This is a genomic window from Streptomyces sp. NPDC096310, assembly GCF_044763125.1.
In the GTDB taxonomy this organism is placed as follows: domain Bacteria; phylum Actinomycetota; class Actinomycetes; order Streptomycetales; family Streptomycetaceae; genus Streptomyces.
This window is the reverse complement of sequence record NZ_JBIWFO010000021.1, coordinates 61,933-84,712: the sequence shown is the minus strand read 5'-3', so window position 1 is coordinate 84,712 and position 22,780 is coordinate 61,933. Positions and strand designations below refer to the sequence as shown.

At 72.0% G+C, this 22,780-nt stretch carries 18 protein-coding genes and 3 tRNA genes; 11 read left to right on the top strand and 10 right to left on the bottom strand.

Annotated elements, in window-relative coordinates:
• Positions 1-21 precede the first annotated feature (21 nt).
• The 5 genes from ACIQ7D_RS29480 (at position 22) to ACIQ7D_RS29460 (ending at position 8,889) form a co-directional block, all read left to right on the top strand.
• The gene (locus ACIQ7D_RS29480; protein WP_403942658.1) at positions 22-2,277 is read left to right on the top strand and encodes a DNA polymerase III subunit gamma and tau; all 2,256 of its coding nucleotides are present in this window, start codon (positions 22-24) and stop codon (positions 2,275-2,277) included.
• 73 nt (positions 2,278-2,350) lie between these two features.
• The gene (purD, locus tag ACIQ7D_RS29475) at positions 2,351-3,622 is read left to right on the top strand and encodes a phosphoribosylamine--glycine ligase (protein WP_403942656.1); all 1,272 of its coding nucleotides are present in this window, start codon (positions 2,351-2,353) and stop codon (positions 3,620-3,622) included.
• 345 nt (positions 3,623-3,967) lie between these two features.
• On the top strand, positions 3,968-5,875 hold the full coding sequence (locus ACIQ7D_RS29470) for a hypothetical protein (RefSeq protein WP_403942654.1): 1,908 nt from the start codon (positions 3,968-3,970) through the stop codon (positions 5,873-5,875).
• A gap of 474 nt (positions 5,876-6,349) precedes the next feature.
• Positions 6,350-7,810, top strand: a complete 1,461-nt coding sequence (locus ACIQ7D_RS29465; RefSeq protein ID WP_403942652.1) for a N,N-dimethylformamidase beta subunit family domain-containing protein — start codon at positions 6,350-6,352, stop codon at positions 7,808-7,810.
• A gap of 182 nt (positions 7,811-7,992) precedes the next feature.
• A complete protein-coding gene (locus ACIQ7D_RS29460; protein WP_403942650.1) occupies positions 7,993-8,889 on the top strand; it encodes a phosphoribosylaminoimidazolesuccinocarboxamide synthase in 897 nt (298 codons plus the stop codon).
• Positions 8,890-8,965: 76 nt separating this feature from the next.
• On the opposite strand, the gene ACIQ7D_RS29455 is transcribed toward ACIQ7D_RS29460, so the two are convergent.
• The 8 genes from ACIQ7D_RS29455 to ACIQ7D_RS29420 all read right to left on the bottom strand — a co-directional run bounded on the left by ACIQ7D_RS29455 (position 8,966) and on the right by ACIQ7D_RS29420 (position 14,154).
• A tRNA-Gly gene (locus tag ACIQ7D_RS29455) sits at positions 8,966-9,038 on the bottom strand.
• A 48-nt stretch (positions 9,039-9,086) separates the two neighbouring features.
• Entirely contained in the window at positions 9,087-9,749 is a 663-nt protein-coding gene (locus ACIQ7D_RS29450) for a response regulator (RefSeq protein ID WP_403942647.1), read from the bottom strand.
• Positions 9,749-11,182: a sensor histidine kinase gene (locus tag ACIQ7D_RS29445; RefSeq protein WP_403942644.1), complete on the bottom strand. Its 1,434-nt coding sequence runs from the start codon at positions 11,180-11,182 to the stop codon at positions 9,749-9,751. The genes ACIQ7D_RS29450 and ACIQ7D_RS29445 overlap by 1 nt, the downstream gene beginning before the upstream one ends.
• Before the next feature lie 95 nt (positions 11,183-11,277).
• Positions 11,278-12,108, bottom strand: a complete 831-nt coding sequence (locus tag ACIQ7D_RS29440; RefSeq protein ID WP_403942761.1) for an ABC transporter permease — start codon at positions 12,106-12,108, stop codon at positions 11,278-11,280.
• Between the two features lie 38 nt (positions 12,109-12,146).
• On the bottom strand, positions 12,147-13,124 hold the full coding sequence (locus ACIQ7D_RS29435) for an ABC transporter ATP-binding protein (RefSeq protein WP_403942642.1): 978 nt from the start codon (positions 13,122-13,124) through the stop codon (positions 12,147-12,149).
• Positions 13,125-13,250: 126 nt separating this feature from the next.
• Positions 13,251-13,323: transfer RNA gene (locus ACIQ7D_RS29430), tRNA-Gly, on the bottom strand.
• 68 nt (positions 13,324-13,391) lie between these two features.
• Positions 13,392-13,463, bottom strand: a tRNA-Gly gene (locus ACIQ7D_RS29425).
• Positions 13,464-13,818: 355 nt separating this feature from the next.
• A complete protein-coding gene (locus tag ACIQ7D_RS29420; RefSeq protein ID WP_403942640.1) occupies positions 13,819-14,154 on the bottom strand; it encodes an Lsr2 family protein in 336 nt (111 codons plus the stop codon).
• A 401-nt stretch (positions 14,155-14,555) separates the two neighbouring features.
• On the opposite strand from ACIQ7D_RS29420, the gene purS reads away from it, so the two are divergent.
• From purS to ACIQ7D_RS29390, 6 genes are all read left to right on the top strand, one after another.
• On the top strand, positions 14,556-14,855 hold the full coding sequence (gene purS / locus ACIQ7D_RS29415; RefSeq protein ID WP_403942638.1) for a phosphoribosylformylglycinamidine synthase subunit PurS: 300 nt from the start codon (positions 14,556-14,558) through the stop codon (positions 14,853-14,855).
• Positions 14,852-15,532, top strand: coding sequence for a phosphoribosylformylglycinamidine synthase subunit PurQ (gene purQ, locus ACIQ7D_RS29410; protein WP_403942636.1), 681 nt, complete (start codon positions 14,852-14,854; stop codon positions 15,530-15,532). Before purS ends, purQ begins: the two co-directional genes overlap by 4 nt.
• The gene (purL, locus tag ACIQ7D_RS29405) at positions 15,532-17,790 is read left to right on the top strand and encodes a phosphoribosylformylglycinamidine synthase subunit PurL (RefSeq protein ID WP_403942634.1); all 2,259 of its coding nucleotides are present in this window, start codon (positions 15,532-15,534) and stop codon (positions 17,788-17,790) included. The genes purQ and purL overlap by 1 nt, the downstream gene beginning before the upstream one ends.
• Before the next feature lie 53 nt (positions 17,791-17,843).
• Complete coding sequence (locus ACIQ7D_RS29400; protein ID WP_403942632.1) at positions 17,844-18,050, top strand: DUF4177 domain-containing protein; 207 nt, start codon at positions 17,844-17,846, stop codon at positions 18,048-18,050.
• A 151-nt stretch (positions 18,051-18,201) separates the two neighbouring features.
• Positions 18,202-18,729: an ArsR/SmtB family transcription factor gene (locus tag ACIQ7D_RS29395; RefSeq protein ID WP_403942629.1), complete on the top strand. Its 528-nt coding sequence runs from the start codon at positions 18,202-18,204 to the stop codon at positions 18,727-18,729.
• A gap of 46 nt (positions 18,730-18,775) precedes the next feature.
• A complete protein-coding gene (locus ACIQ7D_RS29390; RefSeq protein ID WP_403942627.1) occupies positions 18,776-19,717 on the top strand; it encodes a M23 family metallopeptidase in 942 nt (313 codons plus the stop codon).
• Between the two features lie 68 nt (positions 19,718-19,785).
• On the opposite strand, the gene ACIQ7D_RS29385 is transcribed toward ACIQ7D_RS29390, so the two are convergent.
• The gene (locus ACIQ7D_RS29385; RefSeq protein ID WP_403942624.1) at positions 19,786-21,003 is read right to left on the bottom strand and encodes a M20 family metallopeptidase; all 1,218 of its coding nucleotides are present in this window, start codon (positions 21,001-21,003) and stop codon (positions 19,786-19,788) included.
• A 50-nt stretch (positions 21,004-21,053) separates the two neighbouring features.
• Positions 21,054-22,739 carry an AbgT family transporter gene (locus ACIQ7D_RS29380; RefSeq protein WP_403942622.1) on the bottom strand — a complete coding sequence of 562 codons (1,686 nt, stop codon included), beginning with the start codon at positions 22,737-22,739 and terminating at the stop codon, positions 21,054-21,056.
• Positions 22,740-22,780: the final 41 nt, after the last annotated feature.

The window sequence follows — 22,780 nt, the reverse complement described above, 5'->3', positions numbered from 1 at the left end:
GGGGCCGATATCGTCGTAGGTGTGTCGTCCCTTGCGCTGTACCGCCGTTATCGCCCCGAGTCCTTCGCCGAGGTCATCGGGCAGGAGCATGTCACTGACCCGCTGCAGCAGGCCCTGCGCAACAACCGGGTCAACCACGCCTACCTGTTCAGCGGGCCGCGTGGCTGTGGGAAGACGACCAGTGCGCGCATTCTCGCGCGCTGTCTGAACTGCGAGCAGGGGCCCACGCCCACGCCGTGCGGTACGTGTCAGTCCTGCCGTGACCTGGCCAGGAACGGGCCGGGGTCGATCGATGTCATCGAGATCGACGCCGCTTCGCACGGTGGTGTGGACGACGCGCGTGATCTGCGGGAGAAGGCGTTCTTCGGGCCCGCCGGCAGTCGTTACAAGATCTACATCATCGACGAGGCGCACATGGTCACCTCGGCGGGGTTCAACGCCCTGCTGAAGGTGGTCGAGGAGCCGCCGGAGCATCTCAAGTTCATCTTCGCGACCACCGAGCCCGAGAAGGTCATCGGGACGATCCGGTCGCGTACGCACCACTACCCGTTCCGGCTGGTGCCGCCAGGGACGCTGCGCGACTATCTCGCCGAGGTGTGCGGCAGGGAGGGCGCCGTCGTCGCCGACGGGGTGCTGCCCCTGGTCGTACGGGCCGGTGCCGGGTCCGTGCGTGACTCGATGTCCGTGATGGACCAGTTGCTGGCGGGCGCGGCCGACGACGGTGTGACGTACGCCATGGCCACGGCCCTGCTCGGGTATACGGACGGTTCGCTGCTGGACGCCGTGGTGGACGCGTTCGCCGCGGGGGACGGGGGCGCGGCCTTCGAGGTCGTGGATCAGGTCATCGAGGGCGGCAACGATCCGCGGCGCTTCGTCGCCGATCTGCTGGAGCGCCTTCGTGACCTGGTCATTCTGGCCGCCGTGCCGGACGCGGGGGAGAAGGGGCTGATCGACGCCCCCGCCGATGTCGTCGAACGGATGCAGGCCCAGGCGTCCGTCTTCGGGGCGGCCGAGCTGAGCCGGGCCGCCGATCTCGTCAATACGGGGCTGACGGAGATGCGGGGCGCGACGTCGCCGCGGCTCCAGTTGGAGCTGATCTGCGCACGGGTGCTGCTGCCCGCCGCGTTCGACGACGAGCGGTCGGTCCAGGCCCGCCTCGACCGACTGGAGCGGGGCGCCGCCGCCTCGGCCTCGGTCGCCGGGGCAGCTTTCTCCGGCGGCGGGGCCGGGCCCGCCGCCGGCTACGTTCCCGGTCCGGACAGCCACGCCGCCGTACCGCCGCCCGCGCCGGTGGAGGACCCGGCGGCTGCCGCCGCCCGGGCGGCGGCAGCCGCGCAGGCCGCGCAGGCCGCCGCGCAGGCGGCGCCGGCTCCGCCCGCCCCCACGCCGCCGCCCGCGCCCGCCCCTGCCGCCGAGCCCCAGCGGCCCGGGGCCTGGCCCGGCGCCGGCCCGGGGCCAGGCTCTGGCGCCGCCGAGACCGGGCGGCGTCCCGGCGGCTGGCCCACCGCCTCCACGCCGGGGCAGGGTGTGCGCCAGGCGGCCGCCGAGCCGGCCCCGCCGCCCGCCTCCGCGCCCGTCCCCACCTCCGGCCCCGCCGCGGGCGCGGCGAGCCCGGGGATGGCGCAGGGCGCCGGTCAGGTACGGCACATGTGGCCGGACATCCTGGAGGCCGTCAAGAACCGCCGCCGCTTCACCTGGATCCTGCTCAGCCAGAACGCGCAGGTCGCGGGGTTCGACGGAACAACGCTCCAGGTCGGCTTCATCAACGCGGGCGCCCGCGACAACTTCACGAGCAGCGGCAGCGAGGCCGTGCTCAAGCAGGCCCTCGCCGAGCAGTTCCATGTGCAGTGGAAGATCGAGGCGATCGTCGATCCGTCCGGCGGCACCCCGCCCCCGGCACCCTCCGGCGGCGGTGGCGGGGGGTACGGCGGAGGGGGTTACGGCGCTCCCGGTGGCGGCGCGGGAGCCCCGTCCGGCGGTGGCGGTTACGGCGCCCCCACAAGCCCCGCCCCGGGCCCCGGTCCCGGCGCGGGCCCAGGACCTGGTTCAGGTTCCGGCCCCGCCTCCCAGGCGCCGCGCCCCGCCGCGCCCTCCCGCCCCGAGCCGCCGCGCCCCGACAGCAGACCCGCCTCACCGCCCCCGCAGCACACCGTGGCCCCGGAGGACGACACGGCGGAGGAGGACGATCCGGATCTTGTCGACTCCGCGCTCTCCGGCCACGACCTGATCGTCCGCGAGCTGGGGGCGACGGTGGTGGAGGAATACACGAACGAATGACGGGCCGCCCTTCGGCGTCTCATCCCACGGCCCGCACACGGGCCTGCGCCCCCGCCCGGCTAGGCTGCCTCACGTGAAGGTCCTTGTCATCGGCGGCGGCGCCCGCGAACACGCCCTGTGCCGCTCTCTCTCCCTCGACCCCGAGGTCACCGCTCTCCACTGCGCGCCCGGCAACGCCGGCACCGCCGAGGTGGCCGAGTCGCACCCGGTGGACGCGCTGGACGGCGCGGCCGTGGCCCGTCTCGCCACCGAGCTGGAGGCGGATCTCGTCGTCGTCGGACCCGAGGCGCCGCTGGTGGCCGGGGTCGCCGACGCCGTACGGAAGGCGGGCATCCCCTGCTTCGGCCCGTCGAAGGAGGCCGCCGAGCTGGAGGGCTCCAAGGCGTTCGCCAAGGACGTGATGGCCGCGGCGAACGTCCCGACGGCGCGCAGTTACGTCTGCACCACCGCCCAGCAGATCGACGACGCGCTCGACGCGTTCGGCCCGCCCTACGTCGTCAAGGACGACGGGCTCGCGGCCGGCAAGGGCGTCGTCGTGACCGACGATGTCGCGGTGGCCCGTGAGCACGGGCTGGCCTGCGGCCGTGTCGTCATCGAGGAGTTCCTCGACGGCCCCGAGGTCTCCCTCTTCGCGATCACCGACGGCGAGACGGTGCTGCCGCTCCAGCCCGCGCAGGACTTCAAGCGCGCGCTCGACGGCGACGAGGGCCCCAACACCGGTGGCATGGGCGCGTACTCGCCCCTCCCGTGGGCCGATCCCAAGCTCGTGGACGAGGTCCTGGAGACCGTCCTCCAGCCCACGGTCGACGAACTGCGCCGCCGGGGCACGCCGTTCGCCGGGCTGCTGTACGCGGGCCTGGCGATCACCGGCCGCGGCGTACGGGTCATCGAGTTCAACGCCCGCTTCGGCGACCCCGAGACCCAGGTGGTCCTGGCCCGCCTCAGGACCCCGCTGGCGGGTGTCCTGCTGGCGGCGGCCGAGGGGGACCTCGCGGCGCACCCCCCGCTGGCCTGGCGCGACGACGCGGCGGTCACGGTGGTCGTCGCCTCGCACAACTACCCGGACACCCCGCGCACCGGCGACCCGATCGAAGGGCTCGACGAGGTGGCGGCCCAGGATGGACCCGACGCGTACGTCCTGCACGCCGGAACCCGGCTGGAGAGCGGTGACGGAGGCGACGCGGTGGTCAGCGCAGGCGGGCGCGTGCTGTCCGTGACGGCCACCGGCAAGGACCTGACGCAGGCCCGCGAGCGCGCGTACACGGCGCTGGGCCGGATCCGCCTCGCGGGTTCCCAGCACCGTACGGACATCGCGCGCGCCGCCGCCGGCGCCTCGGAGGGCTGATCCGGCCGCGGCCTCCGTCCCTGCCCTGCTCCGCCCGCCCTCTTCTTCGCTGTGTCGTGTACGTCCGCGAGCCGTAGCCCCGTTGTCCGGGCCACGGCTCGCGGACGTACGGGGGGTACGGGGAGCGCCGAGGGAGCCCCTGGGACCTGCTCGTCAGCAGCTTTGACCAGAGCCATTCCATCGGGTGACGGTTGGGCCATCCGGATGACGGGTCTCCGGGGCCCAACTAGGGTGCGGCGCATGCGTTCCGGCACTTGGCCCACCGGCATTGCGATGTCAGTGGCGGGTGCCACAGTGGGGGAGTGAGCAACGCAGCCGACACGGCAGAGGGGGTGAGGTCCGACCATGTCCGGTTCCGGGATCGGTGACGAGCTGGGCGCTCAGGGCGCCCGTGTCCGCGCGCTCGCCGTGCTGCGGCTGCGCGGCAGGGCGATGGGCGTCGCGCTGCTGCCGGCGGCCGTCGCCGTCGTGCTGCTGGCCGGCGGAGCGACGGGGCATCTCGACGGCGCGGGGTGGAATGTCGCGCGCTGGGTGGTGACGACTCTCGCCGTGGCCGTGCTGGCGCTCGCCGCCGCTGTCGCCGTCGTCGTCGTGCGCGCCAAGCCCGCCCTCAGCCCCACCGTCGCGGTATCGGAGAAGGCCGCGCCCGATCTCTACCGACTGGTCCGCGATCTCGCGGAGCGCCTTGAGGTTCCCGCTCCCTCCGCCATAGCGCTGACCCCGGACTGCGACAGTTGGCTGGAGGACCGTACGCATCCGGGGCACATTCCGACGCGTGAACGGGTGTTCGATCGTGCACTCGGGCGGGCGATTCTTTCCCCGGCCGGAGCGGCCGGTTCCGCCGGCGGACGGGGCGCCGAATCGGCCGCCGGCGCGAGGGCCGGTGAGGCCCGGCGCGAAGCCGTCGCCACCCCTGTCCTCGTGATCGGCTCGCCCTTCCTCTGGTGGATGCGCGTCGCCGAGCTGCGTGCCGTCCTCGCCCCGGTCGTCGCCGGTACGGGGCTCTCGGCGCACCCGGACATAGCCGCCGCCCGCCGCTTCGTACGGGGCCTCGACGCGGCGGTGGCCGTCGCGGCGGCCCCCGGGCTCGGACCGGTCCGCAGAGTGGCCCTCGGCGCCGTCGGGCGCGTCGCCCGCGTGCTGCTGCGCGGCTGCGGCGAGCACGCGGCGCTGATGGAGCGCGGCGTCGCCTCCGCCGCGTCCGAGCGCGCCCAGGCGGTCGACTACGGCCTGCGGATCGTCGCCCAGGAACAGGTGGGCCTGGCGTACGCGGGGTGGGACCGGCTGCTCACGCGCGTCGCACTGCCCGCCTGGCGCATGGGCCGCTGGCCCTCCCGGCTGGACGCCGGTGTGGTCTCGGCCCTGACGGAGCTGTCCCGCCGCGACCGCCTCGCCGAGGGCTTCGCCTCCCGGCTCGGCGAGCGCCCCGCCTGTGACCTGCTCGAAGAGCCGGGCACGGTCGACGAAGCGGCCTCCCTGCTCGCCGCCCGCCTCTTCCACGGCGGCCCGGCCGAGGCGGGCCCCGACTGGTCCCCGGTGGACTGGCAGCAGTACCCGGAGGAGGTCGTCGACCGCAAGTGGCGTACGGAGGCGGCCCGGCTGCACCGCGTCCTGGACAGCATGGAGGGCGGCGCCGGGGCCGGTACGGGCGTGAGCAAGGGGATCGTCAGTACGGGCGTGGGTACGGGCGTCGGTTCGGGTGCGCGCGGCTCCGGCTCCGCGTTCGGCCCTGGTCGCGGCCTTGGTCACGGCCATGACGGCGCCGACCGCCTGGTGGGCTCCGGGAGTTCCCGCGCCGTGCAGGGGCCCACCCTGGCGCGCGTCATGGAACATCTCGCCGGTCCCGGCGGCGCGGGCGGCGAGCCCGGTGAAGCCCTCGCCGCCGGTATCAGCGCCGAGCTGGCCAGGGAGGAGGCGGCGGCCCCCGTCGCCCCCGCAGAGGCCGGGGGCGACGCCCTCGCGCTCTGGGGCACCGACCCGCTGCCCCTCTTCCCGCTCCAGCCGCCCCGCACCGGCCGTGAGCTGCTGGCCGATCACGTCACGGCGATGGTCTGCTGCTCCGCCGTCGACACGGCGGGCGCCGCCCCCGGCCTGGACTGGCTCGACGGCCCGGCCCTGCTGGTCGACGGCGTGCGCAGGGCCGAGCTCGGCGGGCGCGTTCTCAGCCTGGTCGAGGGAGGCGACGCGGAGCCGCTGCGCTCGTGGCTGGCCTCCCTGGGCGTCCGCGCGGAGAAGCCCGTACGCCTGGTGTGAGAGCGGCCGTACGCCTCGCCCTGCCCCCGGTCCTCTGAGAGCGGCCGTACGCCTCGCCCTGCCCCCGGTCCTCACCGCAGCCTCCCGACGCCTCCCTCTCTGCCCCGTACGCGATGAGGCCGCGCCCCGAATCGCGGAACTGTCCCTTCGGGGTGGCCGAATGCGTTCCCCTCTCCCGTCGCCGTGGGTTCCGTTTCGCCCTCCTGCGCGGACATTTGGCCCCCGTGCCGCCAACCACCCACCCCGGCCCGAGTTCCGGAGCGGCGTGTTCCGCTCACATCAATTCGCGACGAACGGTGACGGGCCGCACGCGTTTTGTGATGTGCTGGTGTCCGGAGCCGACCGTCGACCGTGTCACCGACCGGTCAAACGGCCGTATCACCGTCGTCATACCGGCGCGTCGGCGCACGTATCGACGCGTGCATCAATATCCGTGCCCCCCGCGGGCGCGGCGGCACGGAGGAGGGGCGCACCATGGGGGCGGACCAGATCCGGCGGTGGGAATCGGGCGCTCTCGCCCACGCGGTCAGCGACCCGTTCGGCCAGGGCCCACTGCCGTGGCTGCGCGGCAGCGAGAACTATCTCGACGACACCGGCCAGGTCGTCCCCTGGTACGCGGACCCGACGCTGAGCGCGGGCCGCAGCGGCGGCCCCCGTACCGCCGACGACGTACGGGGCCAGATCAAGGGCTTCGTGTCCAACGGAGCCGTGGCCCCGGGCGAGTCGATCGACTTCCATGTCACCGTCGACCCGCCGCAGGACTTCTTCGTCGACATCTACCGGATCGGGCACTACGGAGGCGACGGCGCCTTCAAGATCACCACGAGCCCGCGTCTCGCCGGTATCGTCCAGTCCCCGCCCCTCGCCGCCGACCGCACGGTCTCCTGCCACCACTGGTGGCTCTCCTGGCGGCTCCAGGTGCCGTCGTACTGGTCCCTCGGCGCCTACGTCGCCGTCCTCACCACGGTCGACGGCTACCGCTCCCACGTCCCCTTCACGGTCCGCGACAGCCACCCCGCCGATCTGCTCCTCCTGCTCCCCGACATCACCTGGCAGGCGTACAACCTCTATCCGGAGGACGGCCACACCGGCGCCAGCCTCTACCACGCCTGGGACGAACAGGGCCGGCTCCTCGGCGAGCGGGACGCCGCGACGACCGTCTCCTTCGACCGCCCCTACGCGGGCGCGGGACTGCCCCTCCATGTGGGCCACGCCTACGACTTCATCCGCTGGGCCGAGCGTTACGGGTACGACCTCGCGTACGCCGACGCCCGCGATCTGCACGCGGGCCGCGTCGACCCGACCCGCTACCGGGGCCTGATCTTCCCCGGCCACGACGAGTACTGGTCCGTGCCCATGCGCACCACCGTCGAGGCCGCCCGCGATCACGGCACCTCGCTCGTCTTCCTCTCCGCCAACTCCCTCTACTGGCAGGTGGAGCTGGGCCCTTCGGCCTCCGGCGTTCCCGACCGCCTCCTCACCTGCCGCAAGCGCCGCGGCCCCGGGCGCTCCGCGCTCTGGCGCGAGGTGGACAGGGCGGAGCAGCAACTCCTCGGCATCCAGTACGCCGGCCGGGTCCCCGAGCCGCACCCCCTCGTCGTACGGAACGCCCACCACTGGCTCTGGGAGGCCGTCGGCGCGGTCGAGGGCGATGAGATCGCGGGGCTGGTCGCGGGCGAGGCGGACCGCTATTTCCCGCGTACGGCGCTGCCCGAGCACCAGGACCGGATCCTGCTCGCGCACTCCCCGTACCGCGACAGCGAGAATGCCAAGCGCCACCAGGAGACATCGCTCTACCGTGCCCCGTCCGGCGCGCTCGTCTTCGCCTCGGGCACCTTCGCCTGGTCCCCGGCGCTGGACCGCCCCGGCCATGTCGACGCACGGATCCAGCGCGCGACCGCCAACCTCCTCGACCGGATCTGCAAACGCGACTGACCGGACCGACCACCAGGACCGACCATCAGGACCGACCACCCCGGGGGGCCCGGACGGGCAGGCCCGGACCGGGTGACCCGGCAGGACACGTACACGTCCGGCCACCCCTGCGAGCTGCGGCTTCCGGCATACGGGAGAATCAAGGCGATCTCCTAGATCGGACAGAACCACGGGGAGGAACCGTGTCCGGATTCGTAGAAAAGCCCGAGCCCGTTCAGGTGCCGGGTCTGGTGCACATCCACACCGGCAAGGTGCGCGATCTGTACCGCAACGAGGCGGGCGACCTCGTGATGGTCGCGAGCGACCGCCTGTCCGCGTACGACTGGGTCCTGCCCACCGAGATCCCGGACAAGGGCCGGGTCCTCACCCAGCTCTCGCTCTGGTGGTTCGAGCGGCTGACGGACCTCGTCCCGAACCATGTGATCTCCACCGACCTGCCCGCGGGCGCCCCCGCAGACTGGGCCGGCCGCACGCTCGTCTGCCAGTCGCTCGACATGGTCCCGGTGGAGTGCGTCGCGCGCGGCTACCTCACCGGCTCGGGGCTCGCCGAGTACCGGGGGACCCGCACCGTCTGCGGGCTCGCACTCCCGGAAGGGCTGGTCGACGGGTCCGAGCTGCCCGCCCCGATCTTCACCCCCGCCACGAAGGCGGCCGTCGGGGACCACGACGAGAACGTGGCGTACGACGAGGTGGTCCGCCTGATCGGCGCCGAGAACGCGTCCCTGCTGCGCCGGACGACCCTGGACGTCTACGGCCGGGCCCGCGACATCGCCCGCGACCGGGGCATCATCCTCGCCGACACGAAGTTCGAGTTCGGCTTCGACGGTGAACGCCTGGTGATCGCGGACGAGGTGCTGACGCCCGACTCCTCGCGCTTCTGGCCCGCCGCCACCTGGGAGCCGGGCCGTGCGCAGCCCTCGTACGACAAGCAGTACGTACGCGACTGGCTGACCTCGCCGGCCTCCGGCTGGGACCGTACGAGCGAGCGGCCGCCGCCCCCGCTGCCGCAGGAGATCGTGGACGCGACCCGGGCGAAGTACCTGGAGGCGTACGAACTCCTCACCGGCAAGAGCTGGTAGGGGCCAGGACAGCCGGCAGGGGCCGAGGCAGCGAAAAGCCCCCGGCCGATTCGGCCGGGGGCTTCCCGTTTCTCTGAGCGGACGACCAGGTTCGAACTGGCGACCTCAACCTTGGCAAGGTTGCGCTCTACCAACTGAGCTACGTCCGCATGCGCGCTGCTGTGCTTCCGTACTGCTGCGCGGCGGCGCGAGGCCAACTATACCCAACCGCGCTCGCGTGCGAGACGCACCGCCGTATGCCGGTTCTCCGCCCCCAGCTTGGTGGCCGCGGACGAGAGGTAGTTCCGTACGGTCCCCTGCGAGAGGGAGGCGCGCTCGGCGATCTCCGCGATCGGGGCACCGTCCACCGCCAGCTCCAGGACCTCGGCCTCCCTGGCGGTCAGCGGCGAGTCCCCGGCGGAGATCGCGTCGGCCGCCAACTCCGGGTCGATGAAACGATTACCGGCGTGGACGGCACGGATGATCTCGGCGAGCTGCCGTGCGCTGACCGTCTTGGGCACGAAGCCGCGCACTCCGGCCGCCAGCGCCCGCTTGAGATGGCCGGGCCTGCCGTGGCTCGTCACGATCATCGTCCGGCAGCCGGGCAGTTCGGTGCGGAGTGATGTGGCGACTTTCACACCGTCCGCCCCCGGCATCTGGAGATCCAGTACGGCGACGTCGGGGCGGTGGGCCAGCGCCATAGCCAGCGCCTCGGGTCCGGTGGCCGCCTCGGCGACGACGACCAGATCGTCCTCCAGGGCGAGCAGCGCGGCGACGGCGCCCCGGATCAGATGCTCGTCGTCGGCCAGCAGCACCCGTACGGGAGGGGGAGCCGGTGAAGAAGGCGCGGAAGGCGACGAGGGTCCGGAAGGTACGGACATCAGGCCGCCACCTCCGCGTCCGTGACCGCGTCCGGGCCCGTCGCTCTCGTCGTCGGCCGTGGCTCCGCCCGCTCCTCCGGCAGCGGCACCCGCGCCGTCACCCGGAAGCCGCCGCTCCCCGTGGGGCCCGCCTCCAGGGTGCCGTCCACGGCGGCCAGCCGCTCCCGCAGTCCGGCGAGCCCGGACCCCTTCGCCCGCTGCCCGCCCTCGTTCCCGTCCGTGTCGCCGTCTCCGTCCCTGTCCGGGGCGGAGTCCGGCACGCCGTCGTTCTCCACGGTCAGAACCGCCTCCCAGTCACCGGAACCACTCTTCTCCAACGGCTGCTCCGACAACCGTACGGTGCACCGCCGCGGGTCCCCGTGCCGCAGCACGTTCGTCGTCGCCTCGCGCACCACCCACCCCAGCGCGGACTGCACCCCGGCCGGCAGCCCGACGCCCCTGTGGCCGGTCCCACCGCTCCCACCGCCCGGACCGCTCCGGCCGCCGTTCGGCATTCCGCCCTCGATCGTCTCGATCCCGTCGATCCGGCAGTCGATGCCGGCCGCCTCCAGCACGCCCCGGGCGCCTTCCAGCTCGGTGTGGAGGTTGGCCTCACGGTAGCCGCGTACGACGTCGCGCACCTCCCGCTGCGACTCCCGCGCGATCCGCTGCACCTCGGTCATCTGGGCCATCGCCTCCGGCCGTCCGCGCTCGGCGAGCTGCACCGCCAGTTCGCTCTTCAGCGCGATCACCGCCAGGTTGCGGCCCATGACGTCATGCAGGTCGCGGCCGAAGCGCAGCCGTTCCTCCGCGACCGCGAGCCGTGTTCTCAGCTCGTGCGCCCCGTCCAGCTCCCAGACGACGCCGACCAGCCAGAGAGTGAAGACGCAGGCGGCGGAGAGCAGCCCGCCCATGGCCGTGACCCCGGCGAAGTTCAGGGCGGCCTGGCGCCACCCCATCCCTGCCGGCAGGGTCGCGAGGGCCGTCAACGCCGGTGCGGCGAGCACGGTTTGGACCCGCTGCGCCGTCGTCCGCAGGCCCAGGGTGATGGTCGCCACGCCGAAGCCCGCGAAGGTCATCAGCAGGGAGGCGAACCTTCCGTCCTTGGGCACCGCACCGGTCGCGGTCAGCACGAGCAGCCCGAGCACCGCGGCCGCCGACAGCCCGCCCACGGCCAGCATCAGCGGTACGGGCTGCGGGCGCCGGCCCAGCCGCCAGTCCATGGCGCGGACGGAGAGCAGGCAGCACAGTACGGAGTGCGTGAGGACCAGCAGGGCGGTCCAGAACTGCCCCTCGCCGAGGGTACGCGGGGTGTTCGCCCCGAATTCGAGACCGCCCATCGCGTAGAACGTGTAGCGGGTGTACAGCTCCACCCAGGCGGAGTTGGACCTGGCGGACGTACGGCGCAGGTCCCGCAGGTCCCGCAGCGTCCGCAGACCGGTCGGTCTGGTCATGGCCCCAGGTGTCCTTTCCCCGTTCGGCGGCTCACCGGCGCCTCGTACGAGTCCGCTCGACCGCCGCATCCGCGACCGCCGACATCCGCGACGTCTCAGCGGCGCGGCTCCCAGCGGAACCACCGCTGTACGGCAAGGGCGGCGAGCACGATCCAGACCAGCGCGTTCAGCGCGGCGCCGAGCAGGTCCGACCCGTCCGTACCACCCAGCCAGCCCGCCCTGACCAGGGTCATGACCCCTGTCACGGGCAGCAGTTCGCATACGGAGGCCACCCGGTCGGGCAGCACTTCCAGCGGTACGAACAGACCGGAGCCCACCACCGACACCAGGAAGAGCGGCATGGTGGTGATCTGGGCGCTCTCCACGGTACGGGTGAACGCCGATGTCGCCGCCGCCAGTGCGCTGAGCAGCAGCAGACCGGCCAGCAGCCCGCCGAGCAGCACCAGCGGGCTGTGCGGCGCGGGCACGTCCAGGAACGCCACACCCCCCGCGATCATCAGACAGGACTGGACGAAGGCCAGCACGGCCGCGGGCAGCGCCGTACCGGCCAGGATCTCGCGGTCGGACGCCTCGATCGTACGGAGCCGCTTGAGCACCAGGTCCTCGCGCCGGGCCGTGTAGGCGGCGGAGAGGTTGGCGTACACGCCCATGATCAGCACCATGCCGATGCTGCCGGCCATCGCGACCTCGATACCGCTCAGCCCGACCTTGCCCAGGTCGACCTCCTGGAGCGACATCTTGATCGCGCCGATCATGGCCACCGGCACGATCAGCGCCGAGAAGAGCGCTGTCCTGTTCCGGACGAGCAGGACGTACTCGGCCCGGCCGAGCGCCTTGAGCCGCCCGGCGACCGTCGTCCGCCGCCCGCCGGGCGGCTCGTTCCGCGCGCCCGCCACGGCCGGATCGCCCGCCTCGCCCGCCTTCATCGCCGTGTCCGCTCTGTCCGTGCCGCTGTCCGTCGTGCTCATCGTGTGTCCCCCGTCTCCGTGCGCTGCGACGCGATGTCGAGAAATGCCTCTTCGAGGGAGGCGGAGCGGGCGTCCAGCGCCCCCAGCTCCACGTCCGACTCCTCGGCCCAGCGCAGGAGTTCGCCCAGATCCCGCTGGAGCCGCCGGGTCCGTATCTCCATCTGTCCGTCGCTCTGCCCGGCCGCGCCCAGCGACCGCGGGAGCCGCCCGGGGGCGATGCCGGCGGGCAGGGTGAAGCGGATCCGGGCGGGCCGGGCCGCGGTCACCTCGGCCGGGGTACCGGAGGCCACGATGCGGCCCCTGTGCATGATCGCCAGTCGGTCGGCGAGGGTCTCGGCCTCCTCCAGGTAGTGCGTGGTCAGCAGCACGGTGGTGCCGTCCGCCCGCAGCTCCCGCACCAACTCCCAGGTGTCGTGCCGCCCTTCGGCATCCAGCCCTGTCGTCGGCTCGTCCAGGAAGAGCACCTCGGGCCGGCCGAGCAGCGCCAGCGCCAGATCCAGGCGCCGCTTCTCGCCGCCGGAGAGCTGTTTGACCCGTACGTCCGCCCGGTGGCCCATCCCCACCAGCTCCAGCGCCTCCCCGGTCGGCCGGGCGCCGCTGGTGCAGCCCGCGCACATCCGTACCGTTTCCGTGACCGTCAGATCGGAGGGGAAGCCGCCCTCCTGGAGCATCACGCCCACCCGGGGGCGCACGGTGGCCCGTTCGGTGTACGGATCGTGGCCCAGCACCCGGATCGCGCCGCCGCTGGGCCGGGACAGGCCCTCCAGCAACTCGACGGTGGACGTCTTGCCCGCGCCGTTCGTGCCGAGCAGCGCGAAAAGTTCGCCGCGCGCCACGGAGAAGGAGATCCCGTCGACCGCCGTGAACCCGCCCGTGTACGTACGCCGCAGGTCGGTCACGTCGATCGCCGTGGTGGGGGCGCTGCCGTCGTCCCGGAGCGCCTGAGCCGGGATCCGCGTCGAAGCCTGAGTCATGTCTCCAGGGTTCCGGCGGCGCGGGCTGCCCGGCAGTGTGCGCTGTCACCGTCTCCGATGACATTTGTCATCCCGGTGCCATGCACGAAGAAGGCCCTGGTCCGAGGACCAGGGCCTTCTTTTCCGAGCGGACGACCAGGTTCGAACTGGCGACCTCAACCTTGGCAAGGTTGCGCTCTACCAACTGAGCTACGTCCGCATTGCATCGGGCGAGCGATGCGACCATCACTGTACCTGATCCATTGAGCCGGACCAGAAGTGATGTAGAGCGGGTGACAGGAATTGCACACTGCGCCTCCCCCTTGGAAAGGGGGCGTTCTACTACTGAACTACACCCGCACGCTGCCCGGGTTTCGGCCTTTCGGCCTTGCCCCTCGGCGTGTTCCAAACTCTAGCCGATCAGAGGGGGTGCTGTGCAACTCGGTGCGCGCGCAGGTCACTCGACCGGCTCCGCCCGGCGTGCGACGGCGTGTATGCCGGGGCCGGGCCGGGCGCCGGTGCGGGGCCGGGCGCGCACCGGCGCCCGGAGGCGCCGCGCACCGGCGCCCGGGACCCTGGCGCGCACCCCATGACCCCGTCCGCCCTGTGACCCCGTCCGGCCCCGTCAGCCCTCGGTCCCTCAGCCCTCGGTCCCTCAGCCCTCGGTCCCTCAGCCCTTGGTCCGTCCGCCCTCGGTCCCTCGGTGTCGGGCCGCTCAACTCGCCTCGTGGAACGCCTCGTACACCCGCTTGGGGATCCGGCCGCGCGCCGGCACCTCGACCTTGTGGGACTGCGCCCAGGCGCGCACCGCCGCCGGGTCGGGCGCGAGCGCCGTGTGGCGGTAGGTGGTGCGGGACTTGCCGCGCTTGCTGGCATTTGTCTGCTTTCGGCCGGCCGCCATGAAGGGTGCCAGGGCCTTCCGCAGTTTCTTCGCGTTGACGGGATTGAGGTCGATCTCGTACGACTTCCCGTCCAGGCCGAACGCGACTGTTTCCGCCGCTTCCCCGCCATCGATGTCGTCGGAGAGCGTGACCACTACGCGCTGCGCCACGGATACAGGTCCTTTCTTGCGGTACCGCTTGTGCCTGAACGTGCCCGACATGTGCGGGAAACGTGTTGACGTGCTGCGATACCGGCCTTCCGGCTGTTATGGGGCAATGCTTCTTTCCGCTGTATTCCTTTGTACAGCGAAAGAGGGCGCATTGTGAAGCCCAGCCAATTACATCAGCGTGTCCCTCGGCAATGGGTGGCGTGATTTTTTTTCCGGGATTTTTCCCGGCGTTGTCCCGTGGCGGTCCCATCGGCCCCGGTGTTCACACGGATCCGGGAAACGGACATATCTACCCGCGTAGATTCTCAGGCCGGGTACGCTGAGGTACCTCGGGGGGTCTGGGGGATTCCCCGGAGAACGCAACAGCGAGAACCAGCCGCACCACACCACCGGGAGTGCACGTGGCACGCGTCGTAGTCGACGTCATGCTCAAGCCGGAGATCCTCGACCCGCAGGGCCAGGCGGTGCAGCGCGCACTGCCCCGCCTGGGCTTCGAAGGCATCGCCGACGTCCGTCAGGGAAAGCGCTTCGAGCTGGAGGTGGCGGGGCCGGTCGACGAGGCCGCCCTCGCCCGTATCCACGAGATGGCCGAAACCTTTCTGGCCAACACCGTCATCGAGGACTTCGTCGTGAAGGTCGACGAGTCCGTCTCCGCCGGTGCCGGCGAGGTCGTCGGCGCCGCCGACCAGGGGGCGAAGTGACCTCTCGTATCGGAGTCGTCACCTTCCCCGGCACGCTCGACGACCGGGACAGCCTGCGCGCCGTCCGTATCGCCGGTGCCGAGCCCGTATCGCTCTGGCACCGCGACAAGAATCTCCATCAGGTCGACGCGGTTGTCCTGGCGGGCGGTTTCAGTTACGGCGATTATCTGCGGGCCGGAGCCATCTCCCGGTTCTCGCCGGTGATGGAAACGATCATTGAGCAGGCGAAGGCCGGTATGCCGGTTCTCGGCATCTGCAACGGCTTCCAGATCCTCACGGAGTCGCATCTCCTTCCGGGTGCCATGCTCCGCAACAACCATCTCCACTTCATCTGCCGCGATCAGAAACTGCGGGTGGAGAGCGCGGACACCGCCTGGACCGCCGACTATTCCGCCGGTCAGGAAATCTCCGTACCGCTCAAGAACATCGACGGCCGGTACGTCGCCGACGAGCGCACGCTCGACGAGCTGGAGGCCGAGGGCCGGGTCGCCTTCCGCTACCTGGACGGGAACCCGAACGGTTCGCTGCGCGACATCGCCGGGGTCACCAACGCGGCGGGCAACGTCGTGGGCCTCATGCCGCACCCCGAGCACGCCGTGGAGCCGCTGATCGGTACGGGCCGTACCGACGGCCTCGGATTCTTCACCTCGATCCTGAAGAAGCTGGTAAGCGCCTGATGACCATCAAGAACCTCGACACGGTCAAGCACGCGACCGGTACCCCCGACGCCGAGCAGCCCTGGAAGGAACTCGGCCTCAAGGAGGACGAGTACGCCCGGATCCGCGAGATCCTGGAGCGCCGTCCCACCGGCGCCGAGCTGGCCATGTACTCCGTCATGTGGTCCGAGCACTGCTCGTACAAGAGCAGCAAGGTCCATCTGCGGCAGTTCGGCGAGAAGGCCCCGGCCAGCGACGCGATGCTCGTCGGCATCGGCGAGAACGCGGGCGTCGTGGACGTCGGCCAGGGGTACGCGGTCACCTTCAAGGTCGAGTCGCACAACCACCCCTCGTACATCGAGCCCTACCAGGGCGCGGCCACCGGCGTCGGCGGCATCGTCCGCGACATCCTCGCCATGGGCGCCCGCCCGGTCGCCGTCGTGGACCCGCTGCGCTTCGGCGCGGCCGACCACCCCGACACCAAGCGGGTGCTGCCCGGGGTCGTCGCGGGTATCGGCGGTTACGGCAACTGCCTCGGCCTGCCGAACATCGGCGGCGAGGTCGTCTTCGACGCCTGCTACCAGGGCAACCCGCTCGTCAACGCCGGCTGCATCGGTGTGATGAAGCACGAGGACATCCACCTCGCGAAGGCGTCGGGCACCGGCAACAAGGTGATCCTGTACGGCGCCCGCACGGGCGGCGACGGCATCGGCGGCGTCTCGGTGCTGGCGAGCGAGACCTTCGAGTCCACCGGCCCCGCCAAGCGGCCGGCCGTGCAGGTGGGCGACCCCTTCCAGGAGAAGCTGCTCATCGAGTGCACCCTGGAGATCTTCGCCGAGAAGCTCGTCGCCGGGATCCAGGACCTCGGCGGCGCCGGTCTCTCCTGCGCGACGAGCGAGCTGGCGTCCGCCGGCTCCGGCGGGATGCGGGTCGAGCTGGACACCGTACCGCTGCGTGACGCGACCCTCTCGCCCGAGGAAATCCTCATGAGCGAGTCGCAGGAGCGCATGTGCGCGGTCGTGGAGCCCGGCAAGGTCGACCGCTTCATGGAGATCTGCGAGAAGTGGGACGTCATCGCCACGGTCATCGGTGAGGTGACCGAGGGCGAGCGCCTGGAGATCTTCTGGCACGGCGAGCAGATCGTCGACGTACCGCCGCGCTCCGTCGCCCACGACGGTCCGGTGTACGAGCGGCCCTACGCGCGCCCCGACTGGCAGGACGCCCTCCAGGCGGACGACGCGAACAAGCTGGCCCGCCCGGCCACTTCGGCCGAGCTGCGCGAGCAGGTGCTGAAGCTGGTCGCGTCGCCGAACCAGGCGTCGAAGGCGTGGATCACCGACCAGTACGACCGCTTCGTGCAGGGCAACACGGTGCTCGCGCAGCCCGAGGACGCCGGCATGGTCCGGATCGACGAGGAGTCGAACCTCGGCGTGGCGATGGCCACGGACGGCAACGGCCGCTTCGCCAAGCTCGACCCGTACACGGGCGCGCAGCTCGCGCTGGCGGAGGCGTACCGCAACGTGGCCGCCTCCGGCGCCACCCCGCTCGCGATCTCCGACTGCCTGAACTTCGGCTCACCCGAAGACCCCGCGGTGATGTGGCAGTTCGCCGAGGCGACCCGCGGACTGGCCGACGGCTGCCTCCAGTTGGGCACCCCGGTGACCGGCGGGAACGTCTCGCTCTACAACCAGACGGGCGAGACGGCGATCCACCCGACGCCGGTCGTGGCCGTGCTCGGCGTGATCGACGACGTCAACCGCCGTACGCCGATCGCCTTCGCGGAGCAGGGCCAGCTCCTCTACCTGCTGGGCGACACGCGCGAGGAGTTCGGCGGTTCCGCCTGGTCCCAGGTTGTCCACGACCACCTCGGCGGGCTGCCGCCGGCCGTGGACCTCGACCGCGAGAAGCTGCTCGGCGAGATCCTGATCTCGGCATCCCGCGACGGCATGATCGACGCGGCGCACGACCTGAGCGACGGCGGACTGATCCAGGCGGTGACGGAGTCCTGCCTGCGCGGCGGGCACGGCGCGCGGCTGGTCGTACCGGACGGGCTCGACGCCTTCACGTTCCTGCTCAGCGAGTCGGCGGGCCGCGCGGTCGTCGCCGTACCGCGCAGCGAGGAGCTGCGGTTCACCGACATGTGCGGGGCGCGTGGGCTGCCCGTCACCCGGATCGGTGTGGTGGACGGCGACGAGATCGAGGTCCAGGGCGAGTTCGGTATTCCGCTGGGCGAGCTGAGGGACGCGCACGAGGCGACGATTCCCGCGCTGCTGGCCTGAGCGCCGGGTACCCGCGAGGGACGACAGGGATAACGAGACGAGGGGAACGCGTCATGGCGTACGAGTACAAGGTCGTCACATTCAGGGAATCGCTCATCGGCGATGCCCTGGACGGCGACAAGCTGGAGAGAATCCTCAACAAGCACGCCGAGGACGGCTGGGCGCTGAAGTCGATCACGGCGGCGGACGTCAAGGGCCGGATCGGTCCGGGCGCGGTCGAGGGCCTGCTGCTGACGCTGGAGCGCCCGCGCGAGGCGTGACGGTATGACGGCGTGACCGTGTGATGGCGTGACCGTGTGACGCTCTGAACTGTGCCCCCGTCCTGGGTTCTCCGGGCCGGGGGCACAGCTCTGCCCCCGCTAGGCGCACCCCGGGGTTTCGAGAGATTACGTAATTACGTAGTATCGACGTATGGGACTTGAGGAGCGCGTCGCCGAACTGGAGCGCAGGCTGGTGGCGCTGGAGCGCGGTGACCGCGAAGGCGACGCGGACGGCGCCGGACGGGCGGAGCCGCGGCGGCCCGACGGTGCCTTCTGGGCGCTGGAACTCCTCACCTCGGAGCTGGCGAAGGCCGGTGCACAGGACGGGGGAGTGGTCTACGCCGGCTCGGTGCGCCTCCCGGCGGGGGAGCGGTACGAGTGGCAGTACGGCGCGTACACCGACGGCCTGCTCGACGCCGACTGGTCGCTGACCGCCGAGTGCTTCGCCGCGCTCGGCCATCCGGTACGGCTGCGCCTCCTGCACGCGATCCTGGGCGGCCGGCGTACGACGGCCGAACTGGCGGACCTGGACGAGCTGGGCACCACCGGCCAGATCTACCACCACCTGCGCCAACTGACCGGCGCCGGCTGGCTGCACACACCCGGCCGCGGCCGGTACGAGGTCCCGGCGGCCCGGGTCGTACCGCTGCTGGTGATGATCACCGCCGCGGGCCCGTAGCCACCGCGGCCGTACCCGACCGACCGACCACAGGGGGAACGAAACGATGTCCGCGACCGAAGCGGAAGTACAGGAGAACCGCCGGGGCCGGGGGCCCGCCATGATGGCCTACCGGCTGTCCTGGCTGGTGTTCTGCCTCCTGGTCCTCGCCGGGGCCTTCGTCGAGCTGCCGTTCGGCTACTGGTGGACGTGGCTGCCGGCCGGGATCGGTATCGCGCTGCTGTTCTGGATGGGGCGGACGGCACGGGCCCAGCACGCGGTGCGCCCGCCGGCGGTGGAGGTGGACGCGCCGGTCAGGGGCCGCTGGTCGGCGGTGAACAGCCCGGCGGACAAGGTGCCGAGCCATGGGACGTACGCGTACGGCCAGGCGTACGCGATCGACATCGTGGCGGACCCGGCGCCCGGCTCGGAGTCTGCCCCCGATCCGGCGCCCGGCTCGGAGCCCGGCCCGGACCCGGCGCCCGACGTGTCGTCCGCGCCGGCCTCCTCCCGTCCGGCCTTCGCGTGGCTGTGGCCGATCGCCCGCCGCAACCGCGACTTCCCGGCCTTCGGCGAACCGCTCCTCGCGGTCGCCGACGCGACGGTCGTCCGCGCCTCCGACGTCCAGCGCGACCACCTCAGCAGGAACTCGCTGCCCGCGCTGGTCTATCTGATGCTCATCGAGAGCGCCGTACGGGAGATCGGCGGCGCGCACCGGATCACCGGCAACCAGGTGGTCCTCGACCTGGGGAACGGTGCGTACGCGATGTACGCCCACCTCCAGCGCGGCTCGCTCCAGGTCCGGGCGGGTGACCGCGTCACGGCGGGCCAGCTCCTGGGCCGCTGCGGCAACTCCGGCAACTCCACCGAGCCGCACCTCCACTTCCAGCTCATGGACCACCCGGACCTGAACGTCGCCCGCGGCATCCCGTTCCGCTGGCGGGAGATCGGCGTCCCGTCGAACGGCGAGCCCTTCGTGGCGTACGGCGCGGACACGGCCGCCGGCTGAACCGGAGCGTCAAAAGGGGAGGGCCGGGCAGGTCGTCACGGTCACCGCCCGGCCCTCCTCGTTCGCTCTCAGGCCACCGGGTCTCCCGCCAGCCCCAGCAGCGTGCCCGCCGCGAGCGCGATACGGTCGGGGAGGTCGGCCAGGGTGATGTGCTCGTGGCGGGCGTGCGCGCCGTCGCCCAGCGCGCCCATGCCGCAGAGGACCGGACGGCCCAGCGCGGCCACGAAGTTCGCGTCGCTGCCGCCGCCGACGTACAGCTCGGCCAGCGGCCCCCTGAGGTGCGTCGCGACGCCGTCGACCAGCGCGAAGAGACGGCGGCCCGCGTCGCCCGGCCGCATCGGCGGGCGGTTCCAGCCGCCGCCGAGGGTGACGGTGACCCGGGGGTCCGCGGCGGACAGGCCCGCCAGGACGCCGTCCATCCGCTCGATCTCCTCCTGCGTGCTGACCCGGATGTCCACCAGGCAGGTCGCCTCGCCCGCGATGACGTTCCGCGCCGTACCGCCGCTGATCCGGCCGACGTTGACGGTCGTGCCCTGCTCCGGATCGGCGGCGGCGACCAGGTCCCGGATGACGTCGGCCAGTCCGTGGATGGCGCTGGCGCCCTTGGCCGGGTCCAGGCCGGCGTGGGCCTCCAGCCCCTTCGCGGTGAGGGTGAAGATGCCGACGCCCTTGCGGCCGGCTTTGATCCCCCACGCGCCGCCGGGCTCCATGACCAGTGTGGCCACCGCGTCCTCCGTCGCCCGCTCGATGAGCGGCCGGGAGAGGACGCTGCCGGTCTCCTCGTCACCGTTGAACACGAAACGCACGGTGGGCCGGGGCAGTCCGAGGACGCGCAGCGCGCGCAGCGCCCAGATCCCCTGCGCCAGACCGGACTTCATGTCGAAGATCCCCGGACCCGAGGCGGTCGCGTCGGTGAGGGCGAACGGCCGGTCGGCGAGAGTGCCGGCCGGCCACACGGTGTCGTAGTGGCCGACGACGGTGACCGTACCGCCGGAGTCACCGTCGTACTCGGCCTCGATGACATCGCCGTGCCCGGAGTGGCGGTGACGTACCGTACGGCTCGGCTCGCCCAGCCGCAGGGACAGCAGCTCCAGGATCAGATCGGCGGTGGCGTCCAGGAGGGGCTTGTCCTCGCTGGGCGACTCGTGTTCCACCAGGTGGCGCAGATCGGTGAGGTAGCCGTCCCGTTGCTCCCGCTCGGCGCACCAGGACGCGATACGGGAGAGCGCGGCGCGGTCGGGACCGTGGGGGGAGTGCGGCAGGGGGGCGGGTGCGGGTGCGGGCATGGTGTGCGTGGTTCTCCGTTTCCTCTGGGACATGGGGCGGATGGAGCGGGTCAGTGCGTCGGCGCACCCGGGCCGAACGGAAGGCCGAGCATGTACCAGGTCAGGAAGAGCAGCGTCCAGACGACGAGCATCGACAGGGCGACCGGCAGCGTGAGGGACATCAGGGTGCCGATGCCCGCCTTGGGGCGGTAGCGGCGTACGAAGCCCAGACAGAGCACGAAGTACGGGCTCATCGGGGTGATGGGGTTGGTGCAGGAGTCGGCGATCCGGTACAGCGCCCAGGTGGTCTCCGGCGCGACCTTCAGCAGCATCAGCATGGGGACGAACACCGGACCGATCAGCGCCCACATGGCGGAGCCGCTGGTGAGGACCAGGTTCATCACACTGACGACGAGGATGACGCCGACGAAGACGACCATGATCGGCACGCCGGAGGAGTCCAGCAGCTCCGCCCCGGTGATGGCCATGACCTCGCCGATGGAGGTCCACTTGAAGTAGGCGAGGAACTGCGAGATCGCGAAGAACAGCACCAGGATCGGGGTGAGTTCGCGCAGTCCCAGCGCCATCATGTCCGGGATGTCCTTGGCCGTACGGACGACTCCCACCGCGCGGCCGTACGCGACACCGGTCGCGAAGAAGAGCAGAGACAGGAAGACGGCGATGTTGTGGACGAGCGGCGAGTCGATGACGGCGCCGTGCTCGCCGCGCAGGGGTGAGGCGGTCGGCAGGGCGGCCACGGCGATGGCGGCCAGCAGGGCGAGGGTGGTGATCCCGGCGGCGCGCAGTCCGCGGCGTTCGTCGTCCGTCAGGGACAGGTCGGGCAGCTCCTCGGCCGGCCCGGGACCCCCGGCGGCCCCGCCGGCCTGCGGGCCCTCGGACGCCTCGCCGTCCTTCCCCGCTTCCCCCGCTTCCCGGGCCTCCGCCGCGTCGTCCGCCGCCATCATCGCCACCCGCCGGGTCAGCAGCGTCTCCGCGACCAGCGTGATGACCAGCGCCAGGACGATGGACGAGACCAGCGAGAAGAAGTAGTTGGCGACCGGGGTGACCGCGTACGAAGGGTCGATGGTGTGGGCCGCCGCCGTCGTCAGCGCGGCCAGTGTGGCGTCCGAGGGCGTGACCAGCGGGCTGGCCGCGTGCCCTCCCGAGACCGCGACGAAGGCGACGACCGCGCCCAGGACGGGGTTGCGCCCCACGGAGCGGTAGGCGATCGCGCCCAGCGGGATCATCACCACGAACGCCGCGTCGGAGGCGATGTGGGCCACCATCCCGGTGAACGCGATCATGAAGGTGACGGCCCGGACCGGGACCTTCGCGAGCGCGGCCCGCAACATGGCGGTCAGCAGCCCCGCCCGGTCGGCGACCGACACGCCGAGCATGACGACGAGGACGACCCCGAGCGGCGGGAACGTCGCGTAGTTGTCGATCAGGCCGTCGAGCATCATCGTCACGCCCGCGTCGGAGATCAGACTCCGTACCGCGACCGTCGCGCCGTCCGTGGGCGATTCGGCGGAGACCCCGAGACCGTGCAGCGCCCAGCTCAGGACGACCAGCACCGCGCTGAGGATCACGAACAGCCAGAACGGGTGGGGCAGCCGGTTGCCGACGCGTTCGATCACACCCAGCACCCGCAGCGTGACCGCCACCGAGCCGGACACCGGGGCGGCGGCAACGCCCTCGGCGCCCGCCCGCGGGTCGGCCGAGGGGTCCTTCGGGCGGTCCTCCGTCGTCCTGGTCACCACATCGGTCCCTCTCTTCTCACGGAATGCCTTCTCGCGGA